The organism is Novosphingobium sp. PhB55, assembly GCF_004368805.1.
Classification (GTDB): Bacteria; Pseudomonadota; Alphaproteobacteria; order Sphingomonadales; family Sphingomonadaceae; genus Novosphingobium.
In genome coordinates this window covers 308,411-331,841 of the sequence record NZ_SODQ01000005.1, presented here as the reverse complement: position 1 = coordinate 331,841, position 23,431 = coordinate 308,411, and the positions used below count along the sequence as shown (strand labels likewise).

The following is a 23,431-nucleotide window of genomic DNA, read 5'->3' as shown; positions in this document are numbered from 1 at the left end:
CCGATGAGCCTGCGCTCCGCTCCCATGGTGCCCACCGCGCGTGCGGCCGGGCTACTGGCGCTGGCCGCGCCGGTGGCGTTGGTGATCGGCGCGACGCGGCCCGAAGCCTGGGTCGTGGCGCCGGTGTTCGGGCTGGCGGTGCTGGCGTTGATCGCGATCGACGCGCTTCTGGCGGGGCGCCTGGGTGACTTGCGGATCGCGGTACCGGCCGATGTCGAAGTGGGAGAGCCGGCCGAACTGACCGCCGCGCTGGATCTTTCCGCTGCGCGGGCCTCGCGGGTCGAACTCGCCCTGGAATGCGATCCACGCCTCGTCCCCGGGGGACGGGCCTGCCTCACTCTGGCGAACCGGGGCGAGGAAGGCTGGCGCGGCACGCTCGCCTTCCGCCCCTCGCGCCGCGGCACCGGCCGGATCGCGCGGACCTGGCTGCGCTGGACCGGGCCTATGGGGCTGGGCGCACGGCAGTTCCGCGGTGAACTCGGCCGGGAAGTGCGCGTCTGGCCGAACATTGCCGCCGTGCGCTCCCCGGCGCTGCAGACCTTCCTCAAGGATGCGCAATATGGCCTGATCGCCCGCCGCATCCGGGGCGAGGGCACCCAGTTCGAATCGCTGGCCGAATACGAGCCGGGCATGGACCGCCGCCGGATCGACTGGAAAAGCTCGGCGCGGCACGTCCACCTCTACGCCAAGGAATACGAGACCGAGCGGAACAACCAGATCGTCTTCGCCTTCGATTGCGGACAGACGATGTGCGAGCCGATCCAGGGCATGCCCCGGCTCGACCGCGCGGTTTCCGCCGCGCTCGCCACCAGCTACGTGGCGCTCAAGGGCGGCGACCGCGTCTCGCTGTTCGGCTTCGCCGCGCGGCCCGAAGTGGCGACGCCTTTCGTCACCGCATCGCGCGACTTTCACCGGCTGCAACGCGCGGCGGCGGGGCTGGAATATCGCTCCGAAGAGCCGAATTTCACGCTGGCGCTGGCCACCCTGGCCGCGCGCCTGCAGCGCCGTTCGCTGATCGTGGTGTTCTCCGACTTCACCGACCCCACCAGCGCCCAGCTCATGATCGAATCGATCGGTCGGCTCGTCTCGCGCCATGTCGTGCTGTTCGTCACCATGGCCGACGACGAGCTGGAGGCGATCTCGGGCGCGGCGCCGGACGACCTCGAAACGCTGTCCATGGCGGTTTCCGCGGATACTCTGCTGCGCCAGCGCGCGCTGGTCACCCGGCGGCTGCAGCAGCTGGGCGTGGACGTGGTGGAAGCGCCTTATCACACGATCGGCACCCGGCTGATCGATGCCTATCTCGAAATCAAGCGATCGGGAGCGATCGGATGAACGCCGCCACTCTGCTTTCAGGTACGGGGCGCTCCGATGCCGGGCTTCCCGATTCCGTCTCCGCCATCGAGAGCGCGGCGCTGCGCTCCGACCGCTTCCGCCTCGAGCGCGAGGCCGACTGGCAGCGGCTGGAAGCGATCGTCACCAGCATGGAGAAGGGCCGCCTCCGCCGCCTGTCGGATGAAGACCTGCTGGCCCTTCCGGGGCTCTACCGCACCGTGGCCTCCAGCTTGTCGATCGCGCGGGAAACCTCGCTCGATGCCGCGACGCTGGCTTATCTCGAAGCGCTGGTGCAGCGCGCCTGGTTCGTCGTCTACGGCCCGCGCAGTTCGCTGTGGGACTGGCTGCGCGGCTTCCTGGGCGGCGGTTGGAGCGCGGCGGTGCGGGCGATCTGGCTGGACATCCTGGTGGCGCTGGCGGTGATGGTGGCCGGAACCGCGGTGGGCTGGCTGCTCGTGGCGCACGACGTGGACTGGTACCATGCCCTTGTCGGCGGCGACATGGCGGGCGGCCGCGTACCCGGGGCGACCCGCGAAGCCCTGCGCCACACGCTGTTCGGCGATAGCGGCCGCAACGGCATGAGCCTGTTCGCCACCCAGCTGTTCAGCAACAATTCGCAGGTCTCGATCCTGGCCTTCGCGCTGGGCTTCGCGTTCGGCATCCCCTCGCTCCTGCTGCTGGTGCACAACATGGCCATGCTGGGGGCGATGCTCTGGCTCTACCATGGGGCCGGGCTGCTGACCGATTTCGCCGGATGGCTCGCCGTCCACGGTACGACGGAACTCTTCGCCATCATGCTGGCGGGCGCGGCCGGGCTGCACATCGGCCGCTCGCTCGCCTTTCCCGGCAACCGGCCGCTGCTTCAGGCGACGGCGGAAGCCGGGCGGCGCGCGGCGCTGGTCATGACCGGGGTCGTGCTCATGCTGATTGTCGCCGCGCTGCTCGAAGGCTTTGCGCGCCAGCTCGTCGACCAGACTTTCGGACGATTCGCTATCGGCGGCTTCATGCTGGCGGCCTGGTGCGCCTATTTCTTCGCCTTCCGGGGCAACCGCGGCAAAGTGCGCGCGGCATGAGCGTGGTGCCGACCCGCTACCGGCGCACCTCGCGCGACCGCGTGTTGGTGACGCCGGAAGGCATCTCGGTCCCGGTGACGGTGGCCAGCCGGGGATCGCGCGTGGGCGCGCTGATGCTCGATTTCCTGGTGATCCTGGTGCTCATGGGCCTCACGACCTGGGGGCTCATCGAAATCGCCGGCGGGTTGACCGGGATCGATCGCAATCTCGAACAGAAGAATGCGCTGGGCCATGCCCTGCAGTTCCTCGTCATCGTCTGGCTGGTGGCGATGTTCCTGTTCCGCAACGCCTATTTCCTGTTCTTCGAACTGGGACCGCGCGGCGCCACGCCGGGCAAGCGTATCGCCGGCATCCGCATCGCCGCCCGCGACGGCGGGCGGCTGACGGCGGACATGGTGATCGCCCGCAACCTCCTGCGCGACATCGAGCTGTTCCTGCCGATCGTCTTCATCCTGCAGGCGGGGGCGCAAAGCGGCATGGGTTGGCTGACGGCCACCGGCTGGCTGGCGATCTTCCTGCTCATGCCCTTGTTCAACCGCGACGCCCTGCGGGCCGGCGACATGATCGCGGGCACCTGGGTGCTGGAGCGGCCACGCCAGAAGCTGGAGGCGGCGATGTCCCTCGCGCGCACGCCGGCGGCCAGGCATGAGGACGAGGTGGCCCTCGATGCCGGCGCGGCGCCGGCGCGGCGCACCTATCGCTTCGAGGAAGCCGAACTGGCGGTCTACGGCGAATACGAGCTGCAGGCGCTGGAACGCGTCCTGCGCGACGACCGCGCGCAATCGCTCGAAAGCGTCTACGAAACCATCGCCCGCAAGATCGACCGCAACGACGGCTGGAACGACGAGCGGGCCTTCCTGGAAGACTACTACACCCAGTTGCGTGCCCGCCTGGAAGCAGGCATGCGCATGGGCCGCCGCAAGGCAGACAAGTTTTCCGGGAGCCAGGAATGACGCTTCATCTGACGATCGTGGAAGATGACCTGACGGGCCGTGACGTACTCGATCTCCTGCAGTTCCATCTCGACGAAATGCACCAGTGGTCGCCGCCGGAGAGTGTCCACGCCATGCCGGCCGCCCGCCTGCGCCAGCCCGATGTCACTTTCTTTTCGGCCTGGGATGGCGAGCGCCTGGCCGGGTGCGGGGCGATCAAGCGTCTGGACGAGGGCCACGGCGAACTGAAATCGATGCGCGCGGCGCCGGACTATCGGGGGCGGGGCGTGGGCAAGGCCATTCTCCTGCGCCTGATCGAGGAAGCGCGCACGCGGGGTTATCACCGCGTCAGCCTGGAAACCGGGCGGCCGGAGCCGTTCCACGCCGCCCATGCGCTCTATCGCGCGCACGGTTTCACGGAATGCCCGCCTTTCGGCAGCTATGAGCACGATCCCTTCTCCATGTGCATGACTCGGGAACTGACATGAATCTTCGCCCCGCCAACCCCGCCGATGCCGCGGCCCTGGCCGAACTCGGCGCCCGCAGTTTCGTCGCGAAGTTCGGCCATATGTACACGCCCCAGGATCTGGAGGATTTCCTGGCCGATTCGCACAGCGAGGCGAAAGTGGCCAAGGAGATCGCGGAACCGGCCATGCGCGTGCTGCTGGCCGAAGAGGACGGCGCGCTGCTGGGCTTTTGCAAGCTCGTCATGGCCTGCGGCTGGCCCGAACATGCGCGGCACGAGCGGGTGGTGGAACTCAAGCAACTCTACACCGATCCGGAAACGACCGGGCGCGGCATCGGTGCTGCGCTGATGGACCGCGCGCTGGAGATCGGGCGCGAGCATGGCGCCGGGGAAATGCAGCTTTCGGTATGGAGCGGCAATGACGGCGCGCAGAAGTTCTATGCCCGCTACGGCTTCGGCAAAGTGGCCGACATCCATTTCATGGTCGGCGAACAGCGCGACGAGGAATTCCTCTACGCCCGAATGCTGTGACCGGCGGCGCCGGAAGGGCGCCGTGAACGCGCCTCTCCGGTACCGCTCGATCGGCCACCCGAAAGGGGATTGCGGACCCCTGCGCAATGGTGCTTCAAACCGTCACTGCAAAGGCCTATAGGGGGGCGCATGTCTTCCGTACGTCCCTGGCGCGATATCGAGCGCCGCAAGAGCCGCCAGATCATGGTCGGTAATGTTCCCGTCGGCGGCGATGCCCCGATCACGGTGCAGACCATGACCAACACTCTGACTTCCGACGCCAAGGCGACGATCGACCAGATCCGTCGCTGCGAGGAAGCCGGGGCGGACCTCATCCGCGTTTCCTGTCCCGACGTGGAGAGCACGGCGGCAATGAAGGAAATCGTGCGCGCCGCGAACGTCCCGCTGATCGCGGACATCCATTTCCACTACAAGCGTGCGCTTGAGGCCGCCGACGCCGGCGCTGCCTGCCTGCGCATCAATCCCGGCAATATCGGCTCTGACGACCGCGTGGCCGAAGTCGTGCGCGCGGCAAAGGCCAACGGCTGTGCGATCCGCATCGGCGTGAACGCGGGCAGCCTCGAAAAGGACTTATTGGAAAAGTACGGAGAGCCTTGCCCCGAAGCGCTCGTCGAATCCGCGCTCGACCATATCAAGCTGCTCCAGGACCACGATTTCCACGAATACAAGGTGGCGGTGAAGGCCAGCGACGTATTCCTGGCCGTCGCGGCTTACCAGGGCCTGGCGGATGCGGTGGACTGCCCGCTGCACCTGGGCATCACCGAAGCGGGCGGCCTCATCGGCGGCACCGTGAAATCCTCGATCGGCATGGGCATGCTGCTCTGGTCGGGCATCGGCGACACCTTGCGCGTCTCGCTTTCGGCCGAGCCGGAAGAGGAAGTGCGCGTGGGCTTCGAGATGCTCAAGGCGCTCGGCCTGCGCACGCGCGGCGTTCGCGTGGTGTCCTGCCCGTCCTGCGCCCGCCAGGGCTTCGACGTAATCCGCACGGTGGAAGCGCTGGAGGACCGGCTGCAGCACATCAAGACGCCGCTCTCGCTCTCGGTGCTCGGCTGCGTGGTCAATGGCCCCGGTGAAGCGCGCGAAACCGATATCGGCCTCACCGGCGGCGGCAATGGCAAGCACATGGTCTACTTGTCCGGCGTGACCGACCACGTCGTGCAGTCCGAAGACATGCTGGACCACATCGTCAAGCTGGTCGAAGCCAAGGCGGCCGAAATCGAAGCCGCGAACGAGGCGCAGGCGCAAGCCGCGGAATGAATCCGGACAGAGCGCCGAAGGCGAAAGCCCTGCGCGCGTCCGCGCGGAGGGCGGCGCAAGCGCCTGCGGCGATGGAAGCGGGGGCGGGGGCGCCGATGGCGCGGCTCCGCGCGGAGGCCCGCGGCTTCTTCGCCTCGCTGCGAGACAGCCTCGTCTTGTGGAAACTGGCGCCGGTAATCCCCGCGCTCGCCGCCATCCCGGAATTCGCCCAGCATGTCGTCGAGATCCGCCTCGGCATGTTCGCCAGCCGCGATGCCTTCGCCGCCCTGGGCTCGGACCCGGCGCGACTCTCGCTGGGTTCGGTCAAAGTCGCGGGACTGGTCTTCGCCATGCTGCTGGCGGCGCGCTTCTGGGCCAACCGAGAGGCGGGCCTGCGCAGCCTGAGCCTGGCCGGGATCGGCTGGAAGCAGGTCGTGACCGGATTTCTGGTCCAGGTTGTCTTCACGCTGCCGGGCCTGATCGACTTCCGGATGCCAGCGGCGGCCTTCGCCATCTCGATCCTCGCGACGATCGCCAGCATGCCGGGCCTCGTCCTCATGGTCGGCGGATTGCTGGGCGACCGCGAGGCCGGGCTGGCCGATGCCTATCGGCGCGGCTGGGGCAAGGCGCTGCGGATGCTGATCTACATCGCCCCCGCGCTGGCCATCCTGCAGCCGCTGCACCGCTGGGACCATATGGTTGTCCTGGGGCAGCCCCAGGCGCTCGTCTGGGCGCTGATGGCCTGGGATGCCCTCGTCGTCGGACTCATGGCGGCAGTGGCCGGTACGGGCCTGCACCGGGGCTATACCTTCTGGCAGAGAGCGGGCTGACAAGCCGAGTCCGGGCTTTGGCCAATCCAGCATGAGTCGCGTGGCGGCTTCCGCATGAGGTCAGTCACGAGGCCATAGGGGCGCAGTTGAGAGCCCGCGGCTAAAGGCGGGCTAAAAGCGGAAGTTAGCAGCGATCGTTGCAGCGCCTTGCGCACCGTGACAGCCCCTGACGATTCGGAAAACGCGATGGATCAGAAACGAGCGCCGTGGATCTGGCGTAATCGGATCGAAAACGGCTCTACCTCTCCGCGATCGGAAGCCGGCGTCACTTGAAATGCCGATCTGCAGGAATGGGCGTCAGGCGAAGGCGCTGAATCCCGCAAGGCTGGACCAGACTGCGAGCGCAGCCATGGCGATGACCGAAGCCATCGCGGCAGGTACGATCTTGGACTCAGGGTTGCCCATCCGGAACCAGCCTTGCGAGAGAGCGGGGGTGCGGTCGCTATGCCCGGAAAGGCGCCCGCGAGCCATGTCGCCCGTCGAGCGCGGTAAGCCGCCTATCGAAGCCGCCTCTTGGCCGCACCGTCCTGACGCAGGCCCGTCATGCCCAAAGCAAAAGGCCCCGCCGGATCGCTCCGGCGGGGCCTTTATTCTGCCTGTCAGGCGGTAGCGGGGAGACTTACGCCTCGTCGCCACCTTCCGGCTGTTCGCCTTCCGACTGGTCGTCGCCCTTGATCAGGTAATCGCCGGCATCGGCGTCCAGACCATGGGTTTCACCCTCGACCGCTGCAAGCGGATCGTTGCCGATCGCGGCTTCCGGGCCCTGGGCCAGTTCGGCAGCATGCTCTTCTTCCGCCGTGTTGGCGGCGATCAGAGATTCCTGCAGGCGGCGGTAGGACGCGCGCAGGGCGGCATCGCGGCTGGTGGCCGCCACGCGGACGCGGTTCATGCCGGCACCGGTACCCGCCGGGATGAGGCGGCCGACGATGACGTTTTCCTTGAGGCCGATGAGCGAGTCCTTCTTGCCCTCGACAGCCGCCTGCGTGAGCACGCGGGTGGTCTCCTGGAACGACGCCGCCGAGATGAACGAGCGGGTCTGCAGCGACGCCTTGGTGATGCCGAGCAGCACCGGCTTGCCTTCCGCGGGCATCTTGCCCTCGGGAAGCTTGCTGTTGATCTCGAACATTTCCTCGTAGTCGACCTGTTCGCCCGGCAGCAGGGTGGTGTCGCCACCGGCCGTGATCTCGACCTTCTGCAGCATCTGACGAACGATCGTCTCGATGTGCTTGTCGTTGATCTTCACGCCCTGCAAGCGGTAGACTTCCTGGATTTCCGCCACGAGGTATTCCGCAAGTGCCTCGACGCCGAGAACTTCCAGAATGTCGTGCGGATCGGGCGAGCCCGAAATCAGGTTGTCGCCCTTCTTGACGAAGTCGCCTTCCTGCACGTCGATCACGCGGCTCTTCGGGATCAGGTACTCAACCGGATCACCCTCTTCCGGGATGATCGCGATCTTGCGCTTGGCCTTGTAGTCACGCACGAACTCGATGCGGCCGGAGACCTTGGCGATGATCGAGTTGTCCTTCGGCTTGCGGGCCTCGAACAGTTCGGCAACGCGCGGCAGACCGCCGGTGATGTCGCGGGTCTTGGCGGCTTCGCGCGAGGCACGGGCGATGATGTCGCCGGCCTCGACGGTCTGGCCGTCTTCCACCGAGAGCGTCGTGCCCGGCGCCATCATGTAGCGCGCGGATTCGCCGGACGCGTCGTCGAGAAGGGTGATGCGCGGACGCAGGTCCTCCTTCTTCTTCGCGGTGCGCGACGAACGGTCTTCCGTCACGACGCGGCTGGTCATGCCGGTCGCATCGTCGACATGCTCGGTCAGCGTGCGGGTGTCGATCAGGTCCTGATACTTCACCGTACCCGAGGTTTCGGTGATGATCGGGAGCGAGAACGGATCCCACTCGGCCAGGCGTTCGCCTTCCTTCACCTTCGCACCATTGGTGTGGAGCAGCACGGTACCGTAAGGCACGCGGTGCATGGCGCGCTCGCGGCCTTCGGTGTCCATCACGACGATTTCGCCGTTACGGGCCAGCGAGAGGCGACGGCCGCGCTTGTCCACGATCGTCGGGATGTCGCGATATTCGACCGAGCCTTCGCAGATCGATTCCAGGTGGCTGGTTTCGTTCAGCTGGGCGGCGCCGCCGATGTGGAAGGTACGCATGGTGAGCTGCGTGCCCGGTTCACCGATCGACTGTGCGGCGATGACGCCGACAGCTTCACCGATGTTGACCGGCGTACCGCGTGCGAGGTCACGGCCGTAGCACTTGCCGCAAACGCCCTGCTGGGCTTCGCAGACCAGCGGCGAACGGATGCGGGCAGCCTGCAGGCCGGTCGCCTCGATCGCAGCCACTGCGGCTTCGTCCAGGAGCTGGCCCTTGGCGGCGATGACGTTGCCTTCCTTGTCGGCAATGTCCTCGGCCAGGGTACGACCCAGGATACGCTCGGCGAGCGAGGCGATGGTGGAACCGCCCTGCACGATCGAACGCATTTCCAGCGCGCGCTCGGTACCGCAATCCTCGATCACGACGACGCAGTCCTGCGACACGTCGACCAGACGGCGGGTCAGGTAACCCGAGTTTGCCGTCTTGAGCGCCGTATCCGCCAGGCCCTTACGAGCACCGTGGGTCGAGTTGAAGTATTCAAGAACGGTCAGACCTTCCTTGAAGTTCGAGATGATCGGCGTTTCGATGATCTCGCCCGACGGCTTGGCCATGAGGCCGCGCATACCGCCAAGCTGCTTCATCTGTGCCGGGCTACCACGCGCACCGGAGTGGCTCATCATGTAGATCGAGTTGATCTGGGCCATGCGGCCCGTTTCGGGATCGACCGGCTGAGCCTTCAGCTCTTCCATCATGGCGTTCGCCACCTGGTCGCCGCAACGGCTCCAGGCGTCGATCACCTTGTTGTACTTTTCCTGCTGGGTGATCAGGCCGTCCTGGTACTGCTGCTCGTAGTCGGCAACCAGTTCCTTGGTTTCGCCGACCAGGGCTTCCTTCGAGTCCGGGATGATCATGTCATCCTTGCCGAAGGAGATGCCCGCCTTGAACGCGTTGCGGAAGCCGAGCGACATGATCGCGTCGGCGAACAGCACCGTGTCCTTCTGGCCGGTGTGGCGGTAGACCTGGTCGATGACGTCGCCAATTTCCTTCTTGGTGAGAAGGCGGTTGACGACGTCGAAGGGCACGGTGTGCGACTTCGGCAGGCATTCGCCCAGCAGCATGCGGCCCGGAGTGGTCTCGAAGCGCTTCATGTACTGCTCGCCGTTCTCGTCGGTCTGCGGCACGCGGGCCTCGATCTTCGAGTGCAGCGTCACGGCACCGACGTGAAGCGCCTGGTGCACTTCGGCCATGTCCGCGAACTTCATGCCCTCGCCCGGCTCGCCGATGCGGTCCATCGACAGGTAGTACAGGCCGAGAACCATGTCCTGCGAAGGCACGATGATCGGCTTGCCGTTTGCCGGCGAGAGGATGTTGTTGGTCGACATCATCAGCACGCGCGCTTCCAGCTGGGCTTCCAGCGAGAGCGGCACGTGGACGGCCATCTGGTCACCGTCGAAGTCGGCGTTGAACGCCGAGCAGACGAGCGGGTGCAGCTGGATCGCCTTGCCTTCGATCAGGACCGGCTCGAACGCCTGGATGCCCAGACGGTGAAGCGTCGGCGCGCGGTTCAGCATGACCGGGTGCTCGCGAATGACTTCGTCGAGGATGTCCCAGACTTCCTTGCGCTCCTTCTCGACCCACTTCTTGGCCTGCTTCAGGGTCATGGAAAGACCCTTGGCGTCCAGACGGGCGTAGATGAACGGCTTGAACAGTTCGAGCGCCATCTTCTTCGGCAGGCCGCACTGGTGCAGCTTGAGTTCCGGTCCGGTCACGATGACCGAACGGCCCGAATAGTCGACGCGCTTGCCGAGCAGGTTCTGACGGAAGCGGCCCTGCTTGCCCTTGAGCATGTCGGACAGCGACTTCAGCGGACGCTTGTTGGCGCCGGTGATGACGCGGCCGCGGCGGCCGTTGTCGAACAGGGCGTCGACCGCTTCCTGCAGCATGCGCTTTTCGTTGCGGACGATGATGTCCGGCGCACGCAGCTCGATCAGGCGCTTCAGGCGGTTGTTGCGGTTGATGACGCGGCGATAGAGGTCGTTGAGGTCCGAGGTCGCGAAGCGGCCACCGTCCAGCGGCACCAGCGGGCGCAGTTCGGGCGGAATGACCGGCACGACGTCGAGAATCATCCACTCGGGGCGGTTGCCCGAATCGATGAACGATTCCACGACCTTGAGGCGCTTGATGATCTTCTTGGGCTTGAGTTCCGACTTGGTCGTCTCAAGTTCCTGGAGAAGGTCCGCACGCTCCTGCTGGAGGTCGAGGTTGATGAGCATGTGCTTCACCGCCTCGGCACCGATGCCGGCGGAGAACGAATCCTCGCCGTACTCGTCCTGGGCGTCGAGCATCTCGTCTTCGGTGAGGAGCTGGTACTTCTCGAGCGGGGTCAGGCCCGGCTCGATCACGATGTAGCTTTCGAAGTAGAGAACGCGCTCAAGCTGCTTGAGCTGCATGTCGAGCAGCAGGCCGATGCGCGAAGGCAGCGACTTCAGGAACCAGATGTGCGCGACCGGTGCGGCCAGCTCGATGTGGCCCATGCGCTCGCGGCGCACCTTGGTGACGGTGACTTCGACGCCGCACTTTTCGCAGACGACGCCCTTGTACTTCATGCGCTTGTACTTGCCGCAAAGGCATTCGTAGTCCTTCACGGGACCGAAGATGCGGGCGCAGAAAAGGCCGTCACGCTCAGGCTTGAACGTACGGTAGTTGATGGTTTCCGGCTTCTTGATCTCGCCGAAGGACCAGGAGCGGATGCGCTCGGGCGAGGCCAGACCGATCTGGATTTGATCGAAGGTCTCGGGCTTCGCCATCTGGTTGGTGAACTTGGTCAGGTCGTTCATGTTTCAGTCCCTCTGGGGGTGAATTCTCGAGGCGGAAGGAAGGGAAGGCGGGGCCGTGCGGGCCCCGCCCGATCCCGTTATTCCGCCGCCAGGGCCACGCCGTCGTCGTCCTCGTTGTCGTCGTGGCTGGTAAGCTCGACGTTGAGGCCCAGCGAGCGCATTTCCTTGACGAGCACGTTGAAGCTCTCGGGGATGCCGGCCTCGAAAGTATCGTCGCCCTTGACGATCGCTTCGTAGACCTTGGTGCGGCCGACCACGTCGTCCGATTTCACCGTCAGCATTTCCTGGAGCGTGTAAGCCGCGCCGTAGGCCTGGAGAGCCCAGACCTCCATTTCACCGAAGCGCTGGCCACCGAACTGCGCCTTACCGCCCAGCGGCTGCTGGGTGACGAGCGAGTAGGGGCCGATCGAACGTGCGTGGATCTTGTCGTCGACAAGGTGGTGCAGCTTGAGCACGTACTTGCAGCCGACGGTCACCTTGCGGTCGAAACGATCGCCGGTGCGGCCGTCGTAGAGGTCCACCTGGCCCGACTCGTCGAGACCGGCGAGGCGGAGCATGTCGGTGACGTCCTTCTCGACGGCGCCGTCGAAGACCGGCGAACCCATCGGCACGCCCTTGCGGACGGACTGAGCGAATTCGACGATCTGCTCGTCACTGCGCGCCTCGATCTCGGCGGTGTAGTTGGAGCCGTAGACCTCCTTGAGCAGCTCGCGGACCGCTTCCGGCGGTTCGCCGGCCACGGGATCCGGGTTGGCTGCGCGCCAGTCGTCCAGAGCTGCGCCGATACGCGCGCCCAGGCCGCGAGCGGCCCAGCCGAGGTGCGTTTCGAAGATCTGGCCGACGTTCATGCGCGAAGGCACGCCCAGCGGGTTCAGCACGAAGTCGACGGGGGTACCGTCCTCGAGGAAGGGCATGTCTTCCAGCGGCAGGATGCGGCTGATGATACCCTTGTTGCCGTGACGGCCGGCCATCTTGTCGCCCGGCTGAAGCTTGCGCTTCACGGCCACGAAGACCTTGACCATCTTGAGCACGCCGGGCGCGAGTTCGTCACCGCGTTCCAGCTTCTCCTTGCGGTCCTCGAACTTCTCCTGGATCGCCTTGACGGTGAGGTCGTACTGGGTCTTCACCGCTTCGAGCTGCGACTGCATGTGGTCGTCCGCAACGGCGAACTTCCACCACTCGTGACGCTCGACCTCGTCCAGCACCTCGTCGGTGATGTCCACGCCCTTCTTGATGCCCTTGGGCGCCGAAGCGGCGACCTGGCCGAGAAGCATGTCCTTCAGACGGTTGTAGGTGGCGCGGTTGAGGATGGCGCGTTCGTCCTCGCGGTCCTTGGCGAGGCGTTCGATTTCCTCGTTCTGGATCGCGCGGGTACGGTCGTCGACCTCGATGCCGTGGCGGTTGAACACGCGCACGTCGACGATGGTGCCCGAAACGCCCGGCGGCAGACGCAGCGAGGTATCGCGGACGTCCGAAGCCTTTTCACCGAAGATGGCGCGGAGGAGCTTTTCTTCCGGCGTCATCGGGCTTTCGCCCTTCGGCGTGATCTTGCCGACCAGGATGTCACCCGGGTGCACTTCCGCGCCGATGTAGACGATGCCCGCTTCGTCGAGGTTGCGCAGGGCTTCCTCGCCGACGTTCGGGATGTCGCGCGTGATGTCTTCCGGACCCAGCTTGGTGTCGCGGGCCATCACTTCGAACTCGTCGATGTGGATCGAGGTGAAGACGTCTTCCTTCACGATCCGCTCGGAGATCAGGATGGAGTCTTCGTAGTTGTAGCCGTTCCAGGGCATGAACGCGACGAGCACGTTGCGGCCCAGGGCCAGTTCGCCCAGCTCGGTCGAAGGACCGTCGGCGATGGTGTCGCCGGCCTGGATCACTTCGCCCACCTTCACCAGCGGACGCTGGTTGATGCAGGTCGACTGGTTCGAACGCTCGAACTTCTGCAGGCGGTAGATGTCGACGCCGGACTTGCCGGGTTCGATATCGCCCGAGGCGCGGATGACGATACGCGTTGCGTCGACCTGGTCGACGATGCCGGCGCGCAGCGCCGAGATCGCGGCGCCGGAGTCACGCGCAACGGTTTCTTCCATGCCGGTGCCGACGAACGGAGCGTCCGCCTTCACGAGCGGCACGGCCTGACGCTGCATGTTCGAGCCCATGAGCGCGCGGTTGGCGTCGTCGTTTTCCAGGAACGGAATGAGCGAGGCGGCCACCGAGACGAGCTGCTTGGGCGAAACGTCCATCAGCGTGATCTGGTCGCGCGGGCTCATCACGAATTCGCCGTTCTGGCGAGCCGAGACGAGTTCCTCGACGAACGAACCGTCGGTGTTCAGCTCAGCCGACGCCTGCGCGACGGTGTGCTTCTGCTCTTCCATGGCGGAAAGATAGACGACGTCCTTCGAAACATGACCGTCGACGACGCGGCGGTAGGGGGTTTCGATGAAGCCGTACTTGTTGACGCGCGCGAAAGTCGACAGCGAGTTGATCAGGCCGATGTTCGGGCCTTCCGGCGTTTCAATCGGGCAGATACGACCATAGTGCGTCGGGTGAACGTCGCGGACTTCGAAGCCGGCGCGCTCACGGGTGAGACCACCCGGGCCCAAGGCCGAAACGCGGCGCTTGTGAGTGACTTCCGACAGCGGGTTGGTCTGGTCCATGAACTGCGAGAGCTGCGAGGAACCGAAGAACTCGCGAACGGCGGCCACGGCAGGCTTGGCGTTGATGAGGTCGTTCGGCATGACCGTCGACACGTCCACCGACGACATGCGCTCCTTCACGGCGCGCTCCATGCGGAGCAGGCCGACGCGGTACTGGTTCTCGAGCAGCTCGCCCACCGAACGCACGCGGCGGTTGCCGAGGTTGTCGATGTCGTCGATCTCGCCCTTGCCGTCCTTCAGGCCGACCAGTTCCTTGACTACGGCGAGGATGTCCTCGACGCGCAGCGTGGTGACGGTGTCCTCGGCATCGAGGCCCAGGCGCATGTTCATCTTCACGCGGCCCACGGCCGAGAGGTCGTAGCGGTCGGCGTCGAAGAACAGGCCGGCGAAGAGGGCTTCGGCGGTTTCCTTCGTCGGCGGTTCGCCCGGACGCATGACCTTGTAGATCGCTTCCAGACCCATGTCGCGGTTCTCGGCCTTGTCGGCCTTGAGCGTGTTGCGGATCCAGGGACCGGTGTTCACGTCGTCGATGTCGAGCAGGTCGATCTGGTCGATGCCGGCCTGGTCGAGCGCCTCGAGGTTCTCGGGCGAAACTTCGTCGCCGGCTTCGATGTAGATGCGGCCGGTCGACTCGTTGATGAGATCCTTGGCCGAATAGCGGCCGAAGATTTCCTCGGTCGGGATCAGCAGCTCTTCAAGACCGTCCTTCTGCGCCTTGTTGGCGGCACGGGGGCTGATCTTGGTGCCGGCCGGGAATACGACTTCGCCCGACTTGGCGTCGACGATGTCGAAGGCGGGCTTGGCGCCGCGCCAGGCTTCCGACTGATAGGGCAGCTGCCAGCCGCCCGAACCGCGCTTCCAGGTGACCGTCTCGTAGAAGTAGTCGAGGATCGCTTCGTTATCGAGGCCGAGGCCGAACAGCAGCGAGGTCACCGGCAGCTTGCGCTTGCGGTCGATACGGACGTTGACGATGTCCTTGGCGTCGAACTCGAAGTCCAGCCAGGAACCGCGGTAGGGGATCACGCGGGCCGCGAAGAGGAACTTGCCCGAGGAGTGGGTCTTGCCGCGGTCGTGGTCGAACAGGACGCCCGGCGAACGGTGCATCTGCGAGACGATCACGCGCTCGGTGCCGTTGATGAAGAAGGTGCCGTTCTCGGTCATGAGCGGCATGTCGCCCATGTAGACGTCCTGCTCCTTGATATCGAGGACCGAGCGGGTCTCGGTCTCGGCATCGACTTCGAACACGATGAGGCGCAGCGTGACCTTCATCGGGGCCGCATAGGTGATGCCGCGCTGGCGGCACTCGGTCACGTCGTACTTCGGCTCTTCCAGCTCGTAGTGCACGAAGTCGAGTTCGCTGGTGCCGGCGAAGTCGCGGATCGGGAAGACCGAACGCAGGGTCTTTTCCAGGCCCGAGACGTAGCCCGTCGCAGGGTTCGAGCGCAGGAACTGCTCGTAGCTCTCGCGCTGGACTTCGATCAGGTTGGGCATCTGGACGACTTCGTGGATGTCGCCGAAGATCTTGCGGATCCGCTTCTTTGCAGAGCGGACGCTTGCGGGCTTGGTGGCCATGAGCTGGTCTTTGCCTCTTCGCTTCAAAGGACCGATTCGCGTGAATCGGGCCGGAAAAATTCGTCGTCGCGAGTGACGTTATCCCTGCGTGGGCAGGGCATCCGAAACGCCAAAAGGCCGCCCGGCACGCGCGGAAAACCTGGAGTTTTACCGATGCGGCCAGCAGCCTTCTGCGTCAGATGAAACCCGTATCGCTTCCTTCCCGGGCCTGTCCCCGCGCATGGACAAGCCTTGCTCGAAGCGATCGAGCGAGGGCGTCATATAGAAGTGGAGGGGCCTGGTGTCAAACCGTCTGGCGATGGCGCGCAGAAAGATTCGCGAAAGCGGAGGGCGCGCGTCAATCCAGAGGCGATAGTATCGTCAATTTTCGCGTGAACGTCAAATTAACATCCGGCGGCGTCAATTTAATAGAGCGCGGCAGAGTCGAACGGATATGTGTATAAATGCGTAGATGTGTGCATTTCGTCCGGCTTTTCATTTCCTTTCGTCTCTTGGCAAGTCATTTCGGCGTAACTTCATCGTCTCCCATGCATTGAGCTTGCATGGAAAAAGATCCCGCCCCCCGCTCGTATGGCGCGGTAACGGCGATTGCCGCCGTTCTCGTGCTTTCTGCAACCTCGGCTCTGGCCCCGGCTCAGGCCCAGGACATGACGTCCGGTACCACCTTGCCGACCCAGCCGGGCTCGGCGCCGGTTCCCAGCACGGTCGTGGTGCCTGCTCTTCCCAGCGCCGTGCCGCCGGCGCCCGCTCCGGTCGCGCCACAGGTCGTGCTGCCCGATTTCAGTCCAGAACCGGCCGTGGCTGCGCCGGAAGCGGCCACCCCTGAACCAGCGTCGGGCGCAAGCAATGCGGCGCCGCTGCCTGCAGCGCCTGCCGAGGCGGCCAGCAGTACCGCTCCGGCGCGGGCTGTCGCCCGCTCGGCTCCCGAGCCGACCCGCGCGCCTACGGCGGCCGATGCAGGCGCCGCGCGTGACGGGGCGCTCGCCCGCGGCGATGCTCCGCCGCCCGTGGCTGCGCCGCCGCGTGATGCAGCTTCCGCTAGCCCATCCGCGGCCGCGCTGGCTGCGCCCGCTGCCAGCGCTCCTGCCGGAAATGGAGCGGCCCGAAACGAGGGTCTGCCGGTCGAGGGTGTCCTCGGCCTGCTGGCGGCCCTTGGTGTGGCCGGTGCGGGTATTGCGGCGATGATGATGCGCCGTCGCAAGCCCGAACCGGAGGCTGATTCCTATTCCGAGCCCTGGGCAGCGACCTCCGTCGACGACAGGGCCTATGTGCAGCCGCTGGAACCCGCCGCGGAGGCGCGTCCTGCCGAGGCCGCCGTGCCGATTGCGACCGCGGCCGTGATCCCGCCGCCAACAGGTCCTTCGGCCGATGCGATGGCGGAAGGTCCCGTGCCCTTGCAGCAGGATCGCCGGGCCTTGCTCGAAGCCATGGTCGATGCGCCGCCTGACGCCGCCAATCCCTTCACCTCGCGCAAGGGCCGCATGCGCCGCGCGCGCCTGATCCTGCAACGCCGCGAGCATGCGCAGACCGAGGGCAAGCCCTTCGACTGGCGCACGTACAAGCCAACGACCACGCCCGCCGCGCCGGCAATTGCCGGGCGCAAGGAACCGGTCGAGGTCTGACGCCGCGCTGCCGTAACCCCTACGCGGCAAGCCGGCGTGTGCGGGGCGGTTCCTCAGGGAGCCGCCCCGCTTTTCGTTGCCTGCGCGATTCGCGGGGCCTGACCTGACAGACCCGGCATGGCCGTCGCTTCCCGCGGCGGCCCGTGGAGCAGGGCGTGGGAGGCACTCGGGGACCGGATCCGGGGTGGCGGATTTCCGTGCATTTTCGATTGTGCTTCTCGAAAAGCAACGAGCCTCATATCGTTTTTCAATATTATTGTTTGACGATATGCCGAATCGAGTTTATTGAATTTCGATATCAGGCATATCGGAGAACGAACAATGATCTTCTCGACTACCCAGGCCGCCAGCCGACCTTTCGCCATTGTCCTTTCCCTGGCTTTCGTCGCCGGCTTCTGGCTGCCGACGATCTCCACGCCCGCGCATGCGGCCGATACGGTGGTCCATGAAACGGCCCCCCGCGACGGCGCCGTCACGCGCATCGTCATCGCCGCGCCCGTCGCGCCGGCCTTGATGTAAGCCGAACAGAAAAGGGGCAGGACGATGACTTCCACCATGCACGCGCTCACCCGCGATCCGCTGCTCGCCATTGCCAAGGGCATGCTCTGGTTCCTGATGGGCACGATGGCCCTCGCCATCGGCGCCTGCCTCGTCGCGATCCCGGCGATGCTGGCGTTCCAGAACGAGATCTCGGCGGAAATGGCCAAGGAAATGCCGCTGCTGCTGCCGCAGTTCTATTGGGTGGTCAGCGGGATCCTGGTCCTCGCGGCGGTCCTCTGCGGGGTGCTGTTCCGAATATTCCAACTGCTGAAGCGCATCGTCGGCACCGTGGGCGACGGCGACCCCTTCGTCCCCGAGAACGCCCGGCGGCTGACGCAGATGGCGTGGCTCAGCCTTGTCGTGCAGCTTCTCGGCCTGCCGCTCTCGGCGCTGGGCGCGCTGATCAACAAGATCGGCAAGGGCGAGACTCATCTGGACTCGATCGGCGGCATCTCGGGCAATGGCCTGCTGCTCATGCTGATCCTGTTCATCCTGGCGCGGGTCTTCCGCAAGGGCGCCGAGATGCGCGCCGAACTGGAAGGGACGGTCTGATGGGCGAAGACAGCACAGAAGGAGGCAATATCGTGGTGAAGCTCGACGACCTGCTCCATGCCCGCCGCATGACGCTGACCGAACTGGCCGAGCGCATCGGCATCACCCTGGCCAACCTCTCGATCCTCAAGACCGGCAAGGCCAAGGCCATCCGCTTCTCCACGCTGGAAGCGATCTGCCGGGAACTGGATTGCCAGCCCGGAGACCTGCTGGGCTACGATGCCGCCGGCGAGGCCATCTGAGATCGATTGACTCGCGAAACTTGACTCGGGCCGCGCTTTCAGCCAAAGGCGCGGCCGAACCACATGGGTCCCGGCCCATGGTTCATCCGTCCGAGACAGTTGGTGCCCTCGATTTGCGAGGGCTTAATTTCCAGCCTAGACGGGGAACAGGAAAATTTCCGGCCCGGCATTCCTTCGCGGAATGTGGTGCCAGGTTCGTGTTTCGGCACGAAAAACTCCTTCCCCATCGCCAACGGACTCGCCCGAAGTGCATTTGCGCTTCGGACAAACGTAGCCGGCCGTGCGGGATGCAAGTCCCAAGCGGTCACATGTGAAGGAGTAAGGCATGGATCGTTTGCAGAAAGCCGATTCGGTCGCCCAGCTCAACGCAGTCTTCAACGAGGTCGGCGTGGTGGTCATCACCCGCAACCTCGGCATGTCGGTGGCCCAGTCCACCGCCCTGCGCGGCAAGATTCGTGATGCCGGTGCTACCTATAAGGTTGCAAAGAACAGTCTTGCCAAGCTTGCCATCGCGGACACCGACTATGTCGGTATCGGCGACTTCCTCAGCGGCCCGACGGCCATCGCCACCTCGGTGGACCCCGTCGCAGCAGCCAAGGCCGTCGTCGATTTCGCCAAGACGACCGACAAGATCGAGATCGTCGGCGGCGCGATGGGTTCGCAGGTTCTGAACGCCGATGGTGTCAAGGCTCTCGCCTCGATGCCCTCGCTCGACGAACTGCGCGCCAAGCTCATCGGCCTCGTTCAGGCTCCGGCGACCAAGATCGCACAGCTTCAGACCGCTCCGGCGGCCAAGCTGGCGCGCGTCTTCGCTGCCTACGCCGACAAGGCTGCTTGAGCTCAGGCCTGAGGCGGTCTCTCGCAGATCGCCAAAGGGCAAGCCTAAGCAATTCTATTCGTTTCGATTTATCCCGGTGGACCGCATCCAGCACCCCGGGACCACAGATCAGGAGTTATTATCATGGCCGATATCGCCAAGCTTGTTGAAGAACTGTCGCAGCTGACCGTCCTCGAGGCCGCTGACCTCGCCAAGGCCCTTGAAGAAGCATGGGGCGTTTCCGCCGCTGCCGCTGTTGCCGTGGCTGCTGCCCCGGCCGGCGACGCTGGCGCCGCTGTCGAAGAGAAGACCGAATTCGACGTCATCCTCACCGGCGACGGTGGCAAGAAGATCCAGGTCATCAAGGAAGTCCGCGCCATCACCGGTCTGGGCCTCGCTGAAGCCAAGGCTCTCGTCGAAGGCGCTCCCAAGGCTGTCAAGGAAGGCGTCAACAAGACCGAAGCCGAAGACATCAAGAAGAAGATCGAAGAAGCCGGCGGCACCGTCGAGCTCAAGTAATCCGCTGCGGGTTTCGGCCCGCAAGGATTCTCCCGGATTCGCTCCGGGATCGATCTCTCGGTTCTTCCGAGCAGACAGGGAAGGGCGGCTCTCCGGAGCCGCCCTTTCTTTTTGCCCGCTTGACGGTCCGGGCTTATCTCCATAACGCGATATATAACGTGATATGGAGTTGAATGCATGACCGATGTGATCGCCCGTCTCGGCGGTGTCTATCTCGGCAGCCGCCTCAAGCGCCTGGCCGAGCGGCTCCAGGGCGATGCCGCGCAGATCATCCAGGCGGCGGGGATTCCCGCGCAGCCGGGCCAGATGCCGCTGCTGGCCGCGCTTGACGATGGCGCCAGGACGATCGGCCAGCTGGCCGAGGCCGTGGGCTCCAGCCAGCCCGGCGTCACGCGCGCGATCGGCCAGCTCGCCGCACAGGGGCTGGTTCAGACAGCCCAGGGCAGCGACCTTCGTCAGCGGCACGTATCGCTCACCCCGGCCGGCGAAACGGCCATGGCGCGGACGCGCATGCATGTCTGGCCCGGCATCGGGCTGGCCGTGGACGAGATGTGCGGCGGCGACACCGCGGCCTTGCTGGCGCTTCTGGAGCGGGTCGAGAACGCGCTGGACGAATCCTCGATGGTGGCGCGCTACGATCGGCTGAAGCCGCCCGTCCTGCGCATTCGCGAATTCGAGGATGGCCTTGCCCAGGATTTCCACGACATCAATGCGGAGTGGATCGCGGCGATGTTCCGCCTCGAACCCACCGATCGCGAGGTTCTGGAAAACCCGCGCCAGCGGATCGTCGATCCGGGCGGGGCGATCCTGTTCGTGGAGGCGGAAGGGCTGGGGATCGTCGGCACTTGCGCGTTGCAGAAGACGGGCGAGCGGTCGTTCGAACTCACGAAAATGGGGGTGCGGGCTTCTGCACGCGGGTTGAAGGCCGGGGAATTCCTGCTCGATGCCATGATTGCGCGGGCAGGGGAGATGGGCGCCGATCCGCTCTATCTCCTGACCAACAGGCACTGCGAGGCGGCGATCCACCTCTACGAAAAGCTGGGTTTCCGCCACGATGCCGGGATCATGGCGCAGTACGGCGCGCGCTACGAGCGATGCGACGTGGCCATGCTCCACAGGCGATGAGCTGAGCCTGCGCGGGCCTGAAGCGAAGGGGCGCCGTCATCCGGCGTTCAGCTTGGCGGGCGCAGCTTTCGCCTCCGGAAGGGCTGCACCGACGGCCCACTTTCAGGAGTTGTTTGCCCATGCGAATGCCTTCGAGGACCTATCTTTTCGGCGCTGCCGGGCTGGCCCTGCTGGGCGCGGGCGTGGCCGAAGCAGCCACGGCCAGGCTGCACACGATGAACGTCGACGCGCCGGACGGTTCGCAGATCCAGGTTCGCTACTTCGGCGATACCGCGCCGCAAGTGGAAGTCGTGCCCGTGGAAGCCGCCGCCGAGGCCGGTGATGCCGGTGATGGCGGGGTCATGGCCGATCCCTTCATGGCAATGGCGCGGATCTCGGCAGCGATGGATGCGCACATGGATGCGATGATGCAGCAGGCGGCGCTCGTCCAGCGCCATGCCGCGCAGATGCAGCAGCAGGCGGTGGCCGGCGGCCATGCGCAGGGTGCACCCGGCGTGATCCTGGCCGGAGACATGCCGGCCGGCTCGCATGTGACGTATTATTCCTCGTCCACCGACGCGCGGGGCTGCACACGCTCGGTCTCCTACAGCTCCGACGGCTCCGGCGCGGCGCCGAAGATGACGCAAGCCGCTTCGGACGGCTGCGATGCCGCCGGGGCCACGAACCGTGCCATCCCGGCCGCTCTCCCCGCCCGGATCGAGCCCGCTGCCGAGCAGCAGGTCCCGCCCGGCCGCAAGGTCTGATTCGCTTTCCCGGTCCTGGCTCTGGCCGCACCTTCGGCCTCACCCCCCGCAAGGACCGGTGGAAAGAAGGGCGCCGCGCGTACCCGCGGCGCCCTTCATTTCGCAACCCAAGTCAGCCGGCCAACCCAAGTCAGCCGGCCAGGCCAAGTCAGCCGGCCAGGCCGATGACGGCGCTCCCCTGGAAGCCGCCCGCCGCAGAGCCGCCGACCTCCAGTGTCATCACCTTGATTCGCTCGGTGCCATTGTCGCCGAAAACCATGTCGCGCGCGATCTCGCGGGACTGCGCCCAGGTTCGCGCCGAGCGCGCGTAGATCGAGGACGTGTAGGCCGCGTCGCAGGTCTCTGCGGGGACGGCGAGCTGCGAGGTCAGGCGCGCGAATTTCCCCGCCGTCGCGATCGGCAGGCTGGTGAAGGCTTCGAAGTGGATATGGGGATAGCGGCCCATGTAGCACCCCGGCACGATCGTGCGGAACCGGACGAGGCCGTTGTCGTCAGTGACCTGCAATCCGCGCAGCCAGCTGCGATCCGGCTGATCGTAGAGCGAATACTGGCCGTTCGGATCGCAGTGCCAGAGATAGATGGCATGGCCCGGAAGTGGCATGCAGCCGGTGTTGACGTCGACAAGGCGCAGCGAGAGGTCGAGCGGGATGCCGGGCACTGTGTTGCCGCCGCCGATGTCGCTGCGAATGTCCTGGCGTTGCAGGCCCGAGCGGCCGAGCACGTTGGCCACCTGTCCGCGCGCCGTGTTGGAGCCATCCGCAGGGTAGGGGCCCTCGGTCTCACGCGCGAAGGCCACGCAGCGCGTGCCGTTGGGTGCGGTGCCGGTGACGACCGGGCCGTTGTCGATCTGCGGCGGCGGTCCTCCCGGGCCATGATCGCCGAAGCCGCCGGGCGGGGGACCGCGCCTGCCGCCGGGCGGTGGGCCGCGCATGCCGTCAGCCGGTGGGCCGGCCCAGCCGCCGGACGGCGGCCCGCTCCGGCCCGCAGGCGCAGCGCAGCCGGCTAGCGCGGCGAGTCCGCCGATCGCGCCCAGCGAAAGCATTCGCCGCCGGCCGAGATTCATCTGTTCGATCCGCGTCAGGTCCGCCGCGAGGCCTTCCCGTTCCTGTCTGTCCATCCGTTCTTCTTCTGCTGGAAGCCATGTCGCACCATGGCAGGCCCTAGCAGCGTGAAGCGGCGGATCGCGGTCGTAAATTGTCGCCGATGGTAACCCGGCGGGGGGCCGGGCGACGGTCTCACTTCAGGGATTCGAGGTAGTCGATCACATCCTGGCGCTTCTTCGGATCGGGCACGCCGATCACCATCTTCGTGCCGGGCACCATCTTCATCGGACCCTGGAGCCAGGTGTCGAGCGACTGCCGGTCCCAGGTCACGCCCGAAGCCTTGAGGGCGGGGCTGAAGTTGTAGCCGGGTACGTCGCCGGCCTTGGTACCGACAATCCCGAACAGCGAGGGGCCGACGCCGTTGCGGCCCGGTTCCACCGCGTGGCAAGAACGGCAGACGGCAAAGGCCGCCGGCGCATCGGCGGCAGCCTGGGCATTGCCGGGCGCAGGGCTGGCGGACGTTCCGGCATCCGCGGAAGTCTGCGCGGTTTCGGACTTATCCTGACCCGATCCGCCGCAAGCGGTGAGGACGAGCAGGGGGGCGATCAGGGAAGCAACAGTAGTAAGGCGTGCAGGCGTCATGGTTCCTCCGGC

Annotated in this window: 20 protein-coding genes; 15 read left to right on the top strand and 5 right to left on the bottom strand. The window is 65.8% G+C overall.

Annotated features, from left to right (window positions below):
* The first annotated feature begins 3 nt into the window (after positions 1 to 3).
* The 7 genes from EDF57_RS14230 to EDF57_RS25515 all read left to right on the top strand — a co-directional run bounded on the left by EDF57_RS14230 (position 4) and on the right by EDF57_RS25515 (position 6,403).
* Complete coding sequence (locus EDF57_RS14230) at positions 4 to 1,335, top strand: DUF58 domain-containing protein (protein ID WP_134094760.1); 1,332 nt, start codon at positions 4 to 6, stop codon at positions 1,333 to 1,335.
* Positions 1,332 to 2,408 carry a stage II sporulation protein M gene (locus tag EDF57_RS14225; RefSeq protein ID WP_134094759.1) on the top strand — a complete coding sequence of 359 codons (1,077 nt, stop codon included), beginning with the start codon at positions 1,332 to 1,334 and terminating at the stop codon, positions 2,406 to 2,408. Before EDF57_RS14230 ends, EDF57_RS14225 begins: the two co-directional genes overlap by 4 nt.
* On the top strand, positions 2,405 to 3,361 hold the full coding sequence (locus EDF57_RS14220; RefSeq protein ID WP_134094758.1) for an RDD family protein: 957 nt from the start codon (positions 2,405 to 2,407) through the stop codon (positions 3,359 to 3,361). Before EDF57_RS14225 ends, EDF57_RS14220 begins: the two co-directional genes overlap by 4 nt.
* Positions 3,358 to 3,828, top strand: a complete 471-nt coding sequence (locus EDF57_RS14215; protein ID WP_132264507.1) for a GNAT family N-acetyltransferase — start codon at positions 3,358 to 3,360, stop codon at positions 3,826 to 3,828. The genes EDF57_RS14220 and EDF57_RS14215 overlap by 4 nt, the downstream gene beginning before the upstream one ends.
* Positions 3,825 to 4,337 (top strand): GNAT family N-acetyltransferase, encoded by a 513-nt coding sequence (locus EDF57_RS14210; RefSeq protein WP_134094757.1) that lies wholly within the window; start codon positions 3,825 to 3,827, stop codon positions 4,335 to 4,337. The genes EDF57_RS14215 and EDF57_RS14210 overlap by 4 nt, the downstream gene beginning before the upstream one ends.
* Positions 4,338 to 4,466: 129 nt before the next feature.
* Positions 4,467 to 5,594 (top strand): flavodoxin-dependent (E)-4-hydroxy-3-methylbut-2-enyl-diphosphate synthase, encoded by a 1,128-nt coding sequence (ispG, locus tag EDF57_RS14205; RefSeq protein WP_132264510.1) that lies wholly within the window; start codon positions 4,467 to 4,469, stop codon positions 5,592 to 5,594.
* Positions 5,591 to 6,403, top strand: a complete 813-nt coding sequence (locus tag EDF57_RS25515; RefSeq protein WP_208324872.1) for a hypothetical protein — start codon at positions 5,591 to 5,593, stop codon at positions 6,401 to 6,403. The genes ispG and EDF57_RS25515 overlap by 4 nt, the downstream gene beginning before the upstream one ends.
* Positions 6,404 to 6,700: 297 nt before the next feature.
* On the opposite strand, the gene EDF57_RS25510 is transcribed toward EDF57_RS25515, so the two are convergent.
* From EDF57_RS25510 to rpoB, 3 genes are all read right to left on the bottom strand, one after another.
* Positions 6,701 to 6,874: a hypothetical protein gene (locus tag EDF57_RS25510; RefSeq protein WP_166675279.1), complete on the bottom strand. Its 174-nt coding sequence runs from the start codon at positions 6,872 to 6,874 to the stop codon at positions 6,701 to 6,703.
* Between the two features lie 148 nt (positions 6,875 to 7,022).
* Positions 7,023 to 11,342 carry a DNA-directed RNA polymerase subunit beta' gene (gene rpoC / locus EDF57_RS14195; protein ID WP_132264512.1) on the bottom strand — a complete coding sequence of 1,440 codons (4,320 nt, stop codon included), beginning with the start codon at positions 11,340 to 11,342 and terminating at the stop codon, positions 7,023 to 7,025.
* A gap of 77 nt (positions 11,343 to 11,419) precedes the next feature.
* A complete protein-coding gene (gene rpoB, locus EDF57_RS14190; RefSeq protein ID WP_132264514.1) occupies positions 11,420 to 15,574 on the bottom strand; it encodes a DNA-directed RNA polymerase subunit beta in 4,155 nt (1,384 codons plus the stop codon).
* A gap of 542 nt (positions 15,575 to 16,116) precedes the next feature.
* Here rpoB and EDF57_RS14185 point away from each other — a divergent pair.
* The 8 genes from EDF57_RS14185 to EDF57_RS14150 all read left to right on the top strand — a co-directional run bounded on the left by EDF57_RS14185 (position 16,117) and on the right by EDF57_RS14150 (position 21,734).
* Positions 16,117 to 17,196, top strand: coding sequence for a hypothetical protein (locus EDF57_RS14185; RefSeq protein WP_134094756.1), 1,080 nt, complete (start codon positions 16,117 to 16,119; stop codon positions 17,194 to 17,196).
* Between the two features lie 321 nt (positions 17,197 to 17,517).
* Positions 17,518 to 17,715: a hypothetical protein gene (locus EDF57_RS14180; RefSeq protein WP_134094755.1), complete on the top strand. Its 198-nt coding sequence runs from the start codon at positions 17,518 to 17,520 to the stop codon at positions 17,713 to 17,715.
* 24 nt (positions 17,716 to 17,739) lie between these two features.
* Entirely contained in the window at positions 17,740 to 18,288 is a 549-nt protein-coding gene (locus EDF57_RS14175) for a DUF2975 domain-containing protein (RefSeq protein ID WP_243841066.1), read from the top strand.
* Positions 18,288 to 18,530 (top strand): helix-turn-helix transcriptional regulator, encoded by a 243-nt coding sequence (locus EDF57_RS14170; protein WP_134094754.1) that lies wholly within the window; start codon positions 18,288 to 18,290, stop codon positions 18,528 to 18,530. Before EDF57_RS14175 ends, EDF57_RS14170 begins: the two co-directional genes overlap by 1 nt.
* A gap of 325 nt (positions 18,531 to 18,855) precedes the next feature.
* Positions 18,856 to 19,368: a 50S ribosomal protein L10 gene (gene rplJ / locus EDF57_RS14165; protein WP_132264521.1), complete on the top strand. Its 513-nt coding sequence runs from the start codon at positions 18,856 to 18,858 to the stop codon at positions 19,366 to 19,368.
* A gap of 123 nt (positions 19,369 to 19,491) precedes the next feature.
* The gene (gene rplL / locus EDF57_RS14160; RefSeq protein WP_132264523.1) at positions 19,492 to 19,866 is read left to right on the top strand and encodes a 50S ribosomal protein L7/L12; all 375 of its coding nucleotides are present in this window, start codon (positions 19,492 to 19,494) and stop codon (positions 19,864 to 19,866) included.
* A 177-nt stretch (positions 19,867 to 20,043) separates the two neighbouring features.
* A complete protein-coding gene (locus EDF57_RS14155; RefSeq protein WP_134094753.1) occupies positions 20,044 to 20,991 on the top strand; it encodes a bifunctional helix-turn-helix transcriptional regulator/GNAT family N-acetyltransferase in 948 nt (315 codons plus the stop codon).
* A 119-nt stretch (positions 20,992 to 21,110) separates the two neighbouring features.
* The gene (locus tag EDF57_RS14150) at positions 21,111 to 21,734 is read left to right on the top strand and encodes a hypothetical protein (RefSeq protein ID WP_134094752.1); all 624 of its coding nucleotides are present in this window, start codon (positions 21,111 to 21,113) and stop codon (positions 21,732 to 21,734) included.
* Between the two features lie 148 nt (positions 21,735 to 21,882).
* Here EDF57_RS14150 and EDF57_RS26015 read toward each other — a convergent pair whose 3' ends face one another.
* Positions 21,883 to 22,851, bottom strand: coding sequence for an intradiol ring-cleavage dioxygenase (locus EDF57_RS26015; protein WP_134094751.1), 969 nt, complete (start codon positions 22,849 to 22,851; stop codon positions 21,883 to 21,885).
* Positions 22,852 to 22,969: 118 nt separating this feature from the next.
* Positions 22,970 to 23,419: a c-type cytochrome gene (locus EDF57_RS14140; protein WP_134094750.1), complete on the bottom strand. Its 450-nt coding sequence runs from the start codon at positions 23,417 to 23,419 to the stop codon at positions 22,970 to 22,972.
* Positions 23,420 to 23,431: the final 12 nt, after the last annotated feature.

Bases quoted from the DNA above. Each gene is read 5' to 3' on its own strand.
- EDF57_RS14230 (WP_134094760.1), top strand. From the start codon at position 4: ATGAGCCTGCGCTCCGCTCCCATGGTGCCCACCGCGCGTGCGGCCGGG.
- EDF57_RS14225 (WP_134094759.1), top strand. From the start codon at position 1,332: ATGAACGCCGCCACTCTGCTTTCAGGTACGGGGCGCTCCGATGCCGGG.
- EDF57_RS14220 (WP_134094758.1), top strand. From the start codon at position 2,405: ATGAGCGTGGTGCCGACCCGCTACCGGCGCACCTCGCGCGACCGCGTG.
- EDF57_RS14215 (WP_132264507.1), top strand. From the start codon at position 3,358: ATGACGCTTCATCTGACGATCGTGGAAGATGACCTGACGGGCCGTGAC.
- EDF57_RS14210 (WP_134094757.1), top strand. From the start codon at position 3,825: ATGAATCTTCGCCCCGCCAACCCCGCCGATGCCGCGGCCCTGGCCGAA.
- ispG (WP_132264510.1), top strand. From the start codon at position 4,467: ATGTCTTCCGTACGTCCCTGGCGCGATATCGAGCGCCGCAAGAGCCGC.
- EDF57_RS25515 (WP_208324872.1), top strand. From the start codon at position 5,591: ATGAATCCGGACAGAGCGCCGAAGGCGAAAGCCCTGCGCGCGTCCGCG.
- EDF57_RS25510 (WP_166675279.1), bottom strand. From the start codon at position 6,874: ATGGCTCGCGGGCGCCTTTCCGGGCATAGCGACCGCACCCCCGCTCTC.
- rpoC (WP_132264512.1), bottom strand. From the start codon at position 11,342: ATGAACGACCTGACCAAGTTCACCAACCAGATGGCGAAGCCCGAGACC.
- rpoB (WP_132264514.1), bottom strand. From the start codon at position 15,574: ATGGCCACCAAGCCCGCAAGCGTCCGCTCTGCAAAGAAGCGGATCCGC.
- EDF57_RS14185 (WP_134094756.1), top strand. From the start codon at position 16,117: ATGGAAAAAGATCCCGCCCCCCGCTCGTATGGCGCGGTAACGGCGATT.
- EDF57_RS14180 (WP_134094755.1), top strand. From the start codon at position 17,518: ATGATCTTCTCGACTACCCAGGCCGCCAGCCGACCTTTCGCCATTGTC.
- EDF57_RS14175 (WP_243841066.1), top strand. From the start codon at position 17,740: ATGACTTCCACCATGCACGCGCTCACCCGCGATCCGCTGCTCGCCATT.
- EDF57_RS14170 (WP_134094754.1), top strand. From the start codon at position 18,288: ATGGGCGAAGACAGCACAGAAGGAGGCAATATCGTGGTGAAGCTCGAC.
- rplJ (WP_132264521.1), top strand. From the start codon at position 18,856: ATGGATCGTTTGCAGAAAGCCGATTCGGTCGCCCAGCTCAACGCAGTC.
- rplL (WP_132264523.1), top strand. From the start codon at position 19,492: ATGGCCGATATCGCCAAGCTTGTTGAAGAACTGTCGCAGCTGACCGTC.
- EDF57_RS14155 (WP_134094753.1), top strand. From the start codon at position 20,044: ATGACCGATGTGATCGCCCGTCTCGGCGGTGTCTATCTCGGCAGCCGC.
- EDF57_RS14150 (WP_134094752.1), top strand. From the start codon at position 21,111: ATGCGAATGCCTTCGAGGACCTATCTTTTCGGCGCTGCCGGGCTGGCC.
- EDF57_RS26015 (WP_134094751.1), bottom strand. From the start codon at position 22,851: ATGGACAGACAGGAACGGGAAGGCCTCGCGGCGGACCTGACGCGGATC.
- EDF57_RS14140 (WP_134094750.1), bottom strand. From the start codon at position 23,419: ATGACGCCTGCACGCCTTACTACTGTTGCTTCCCTGATCGCCCCCCTG.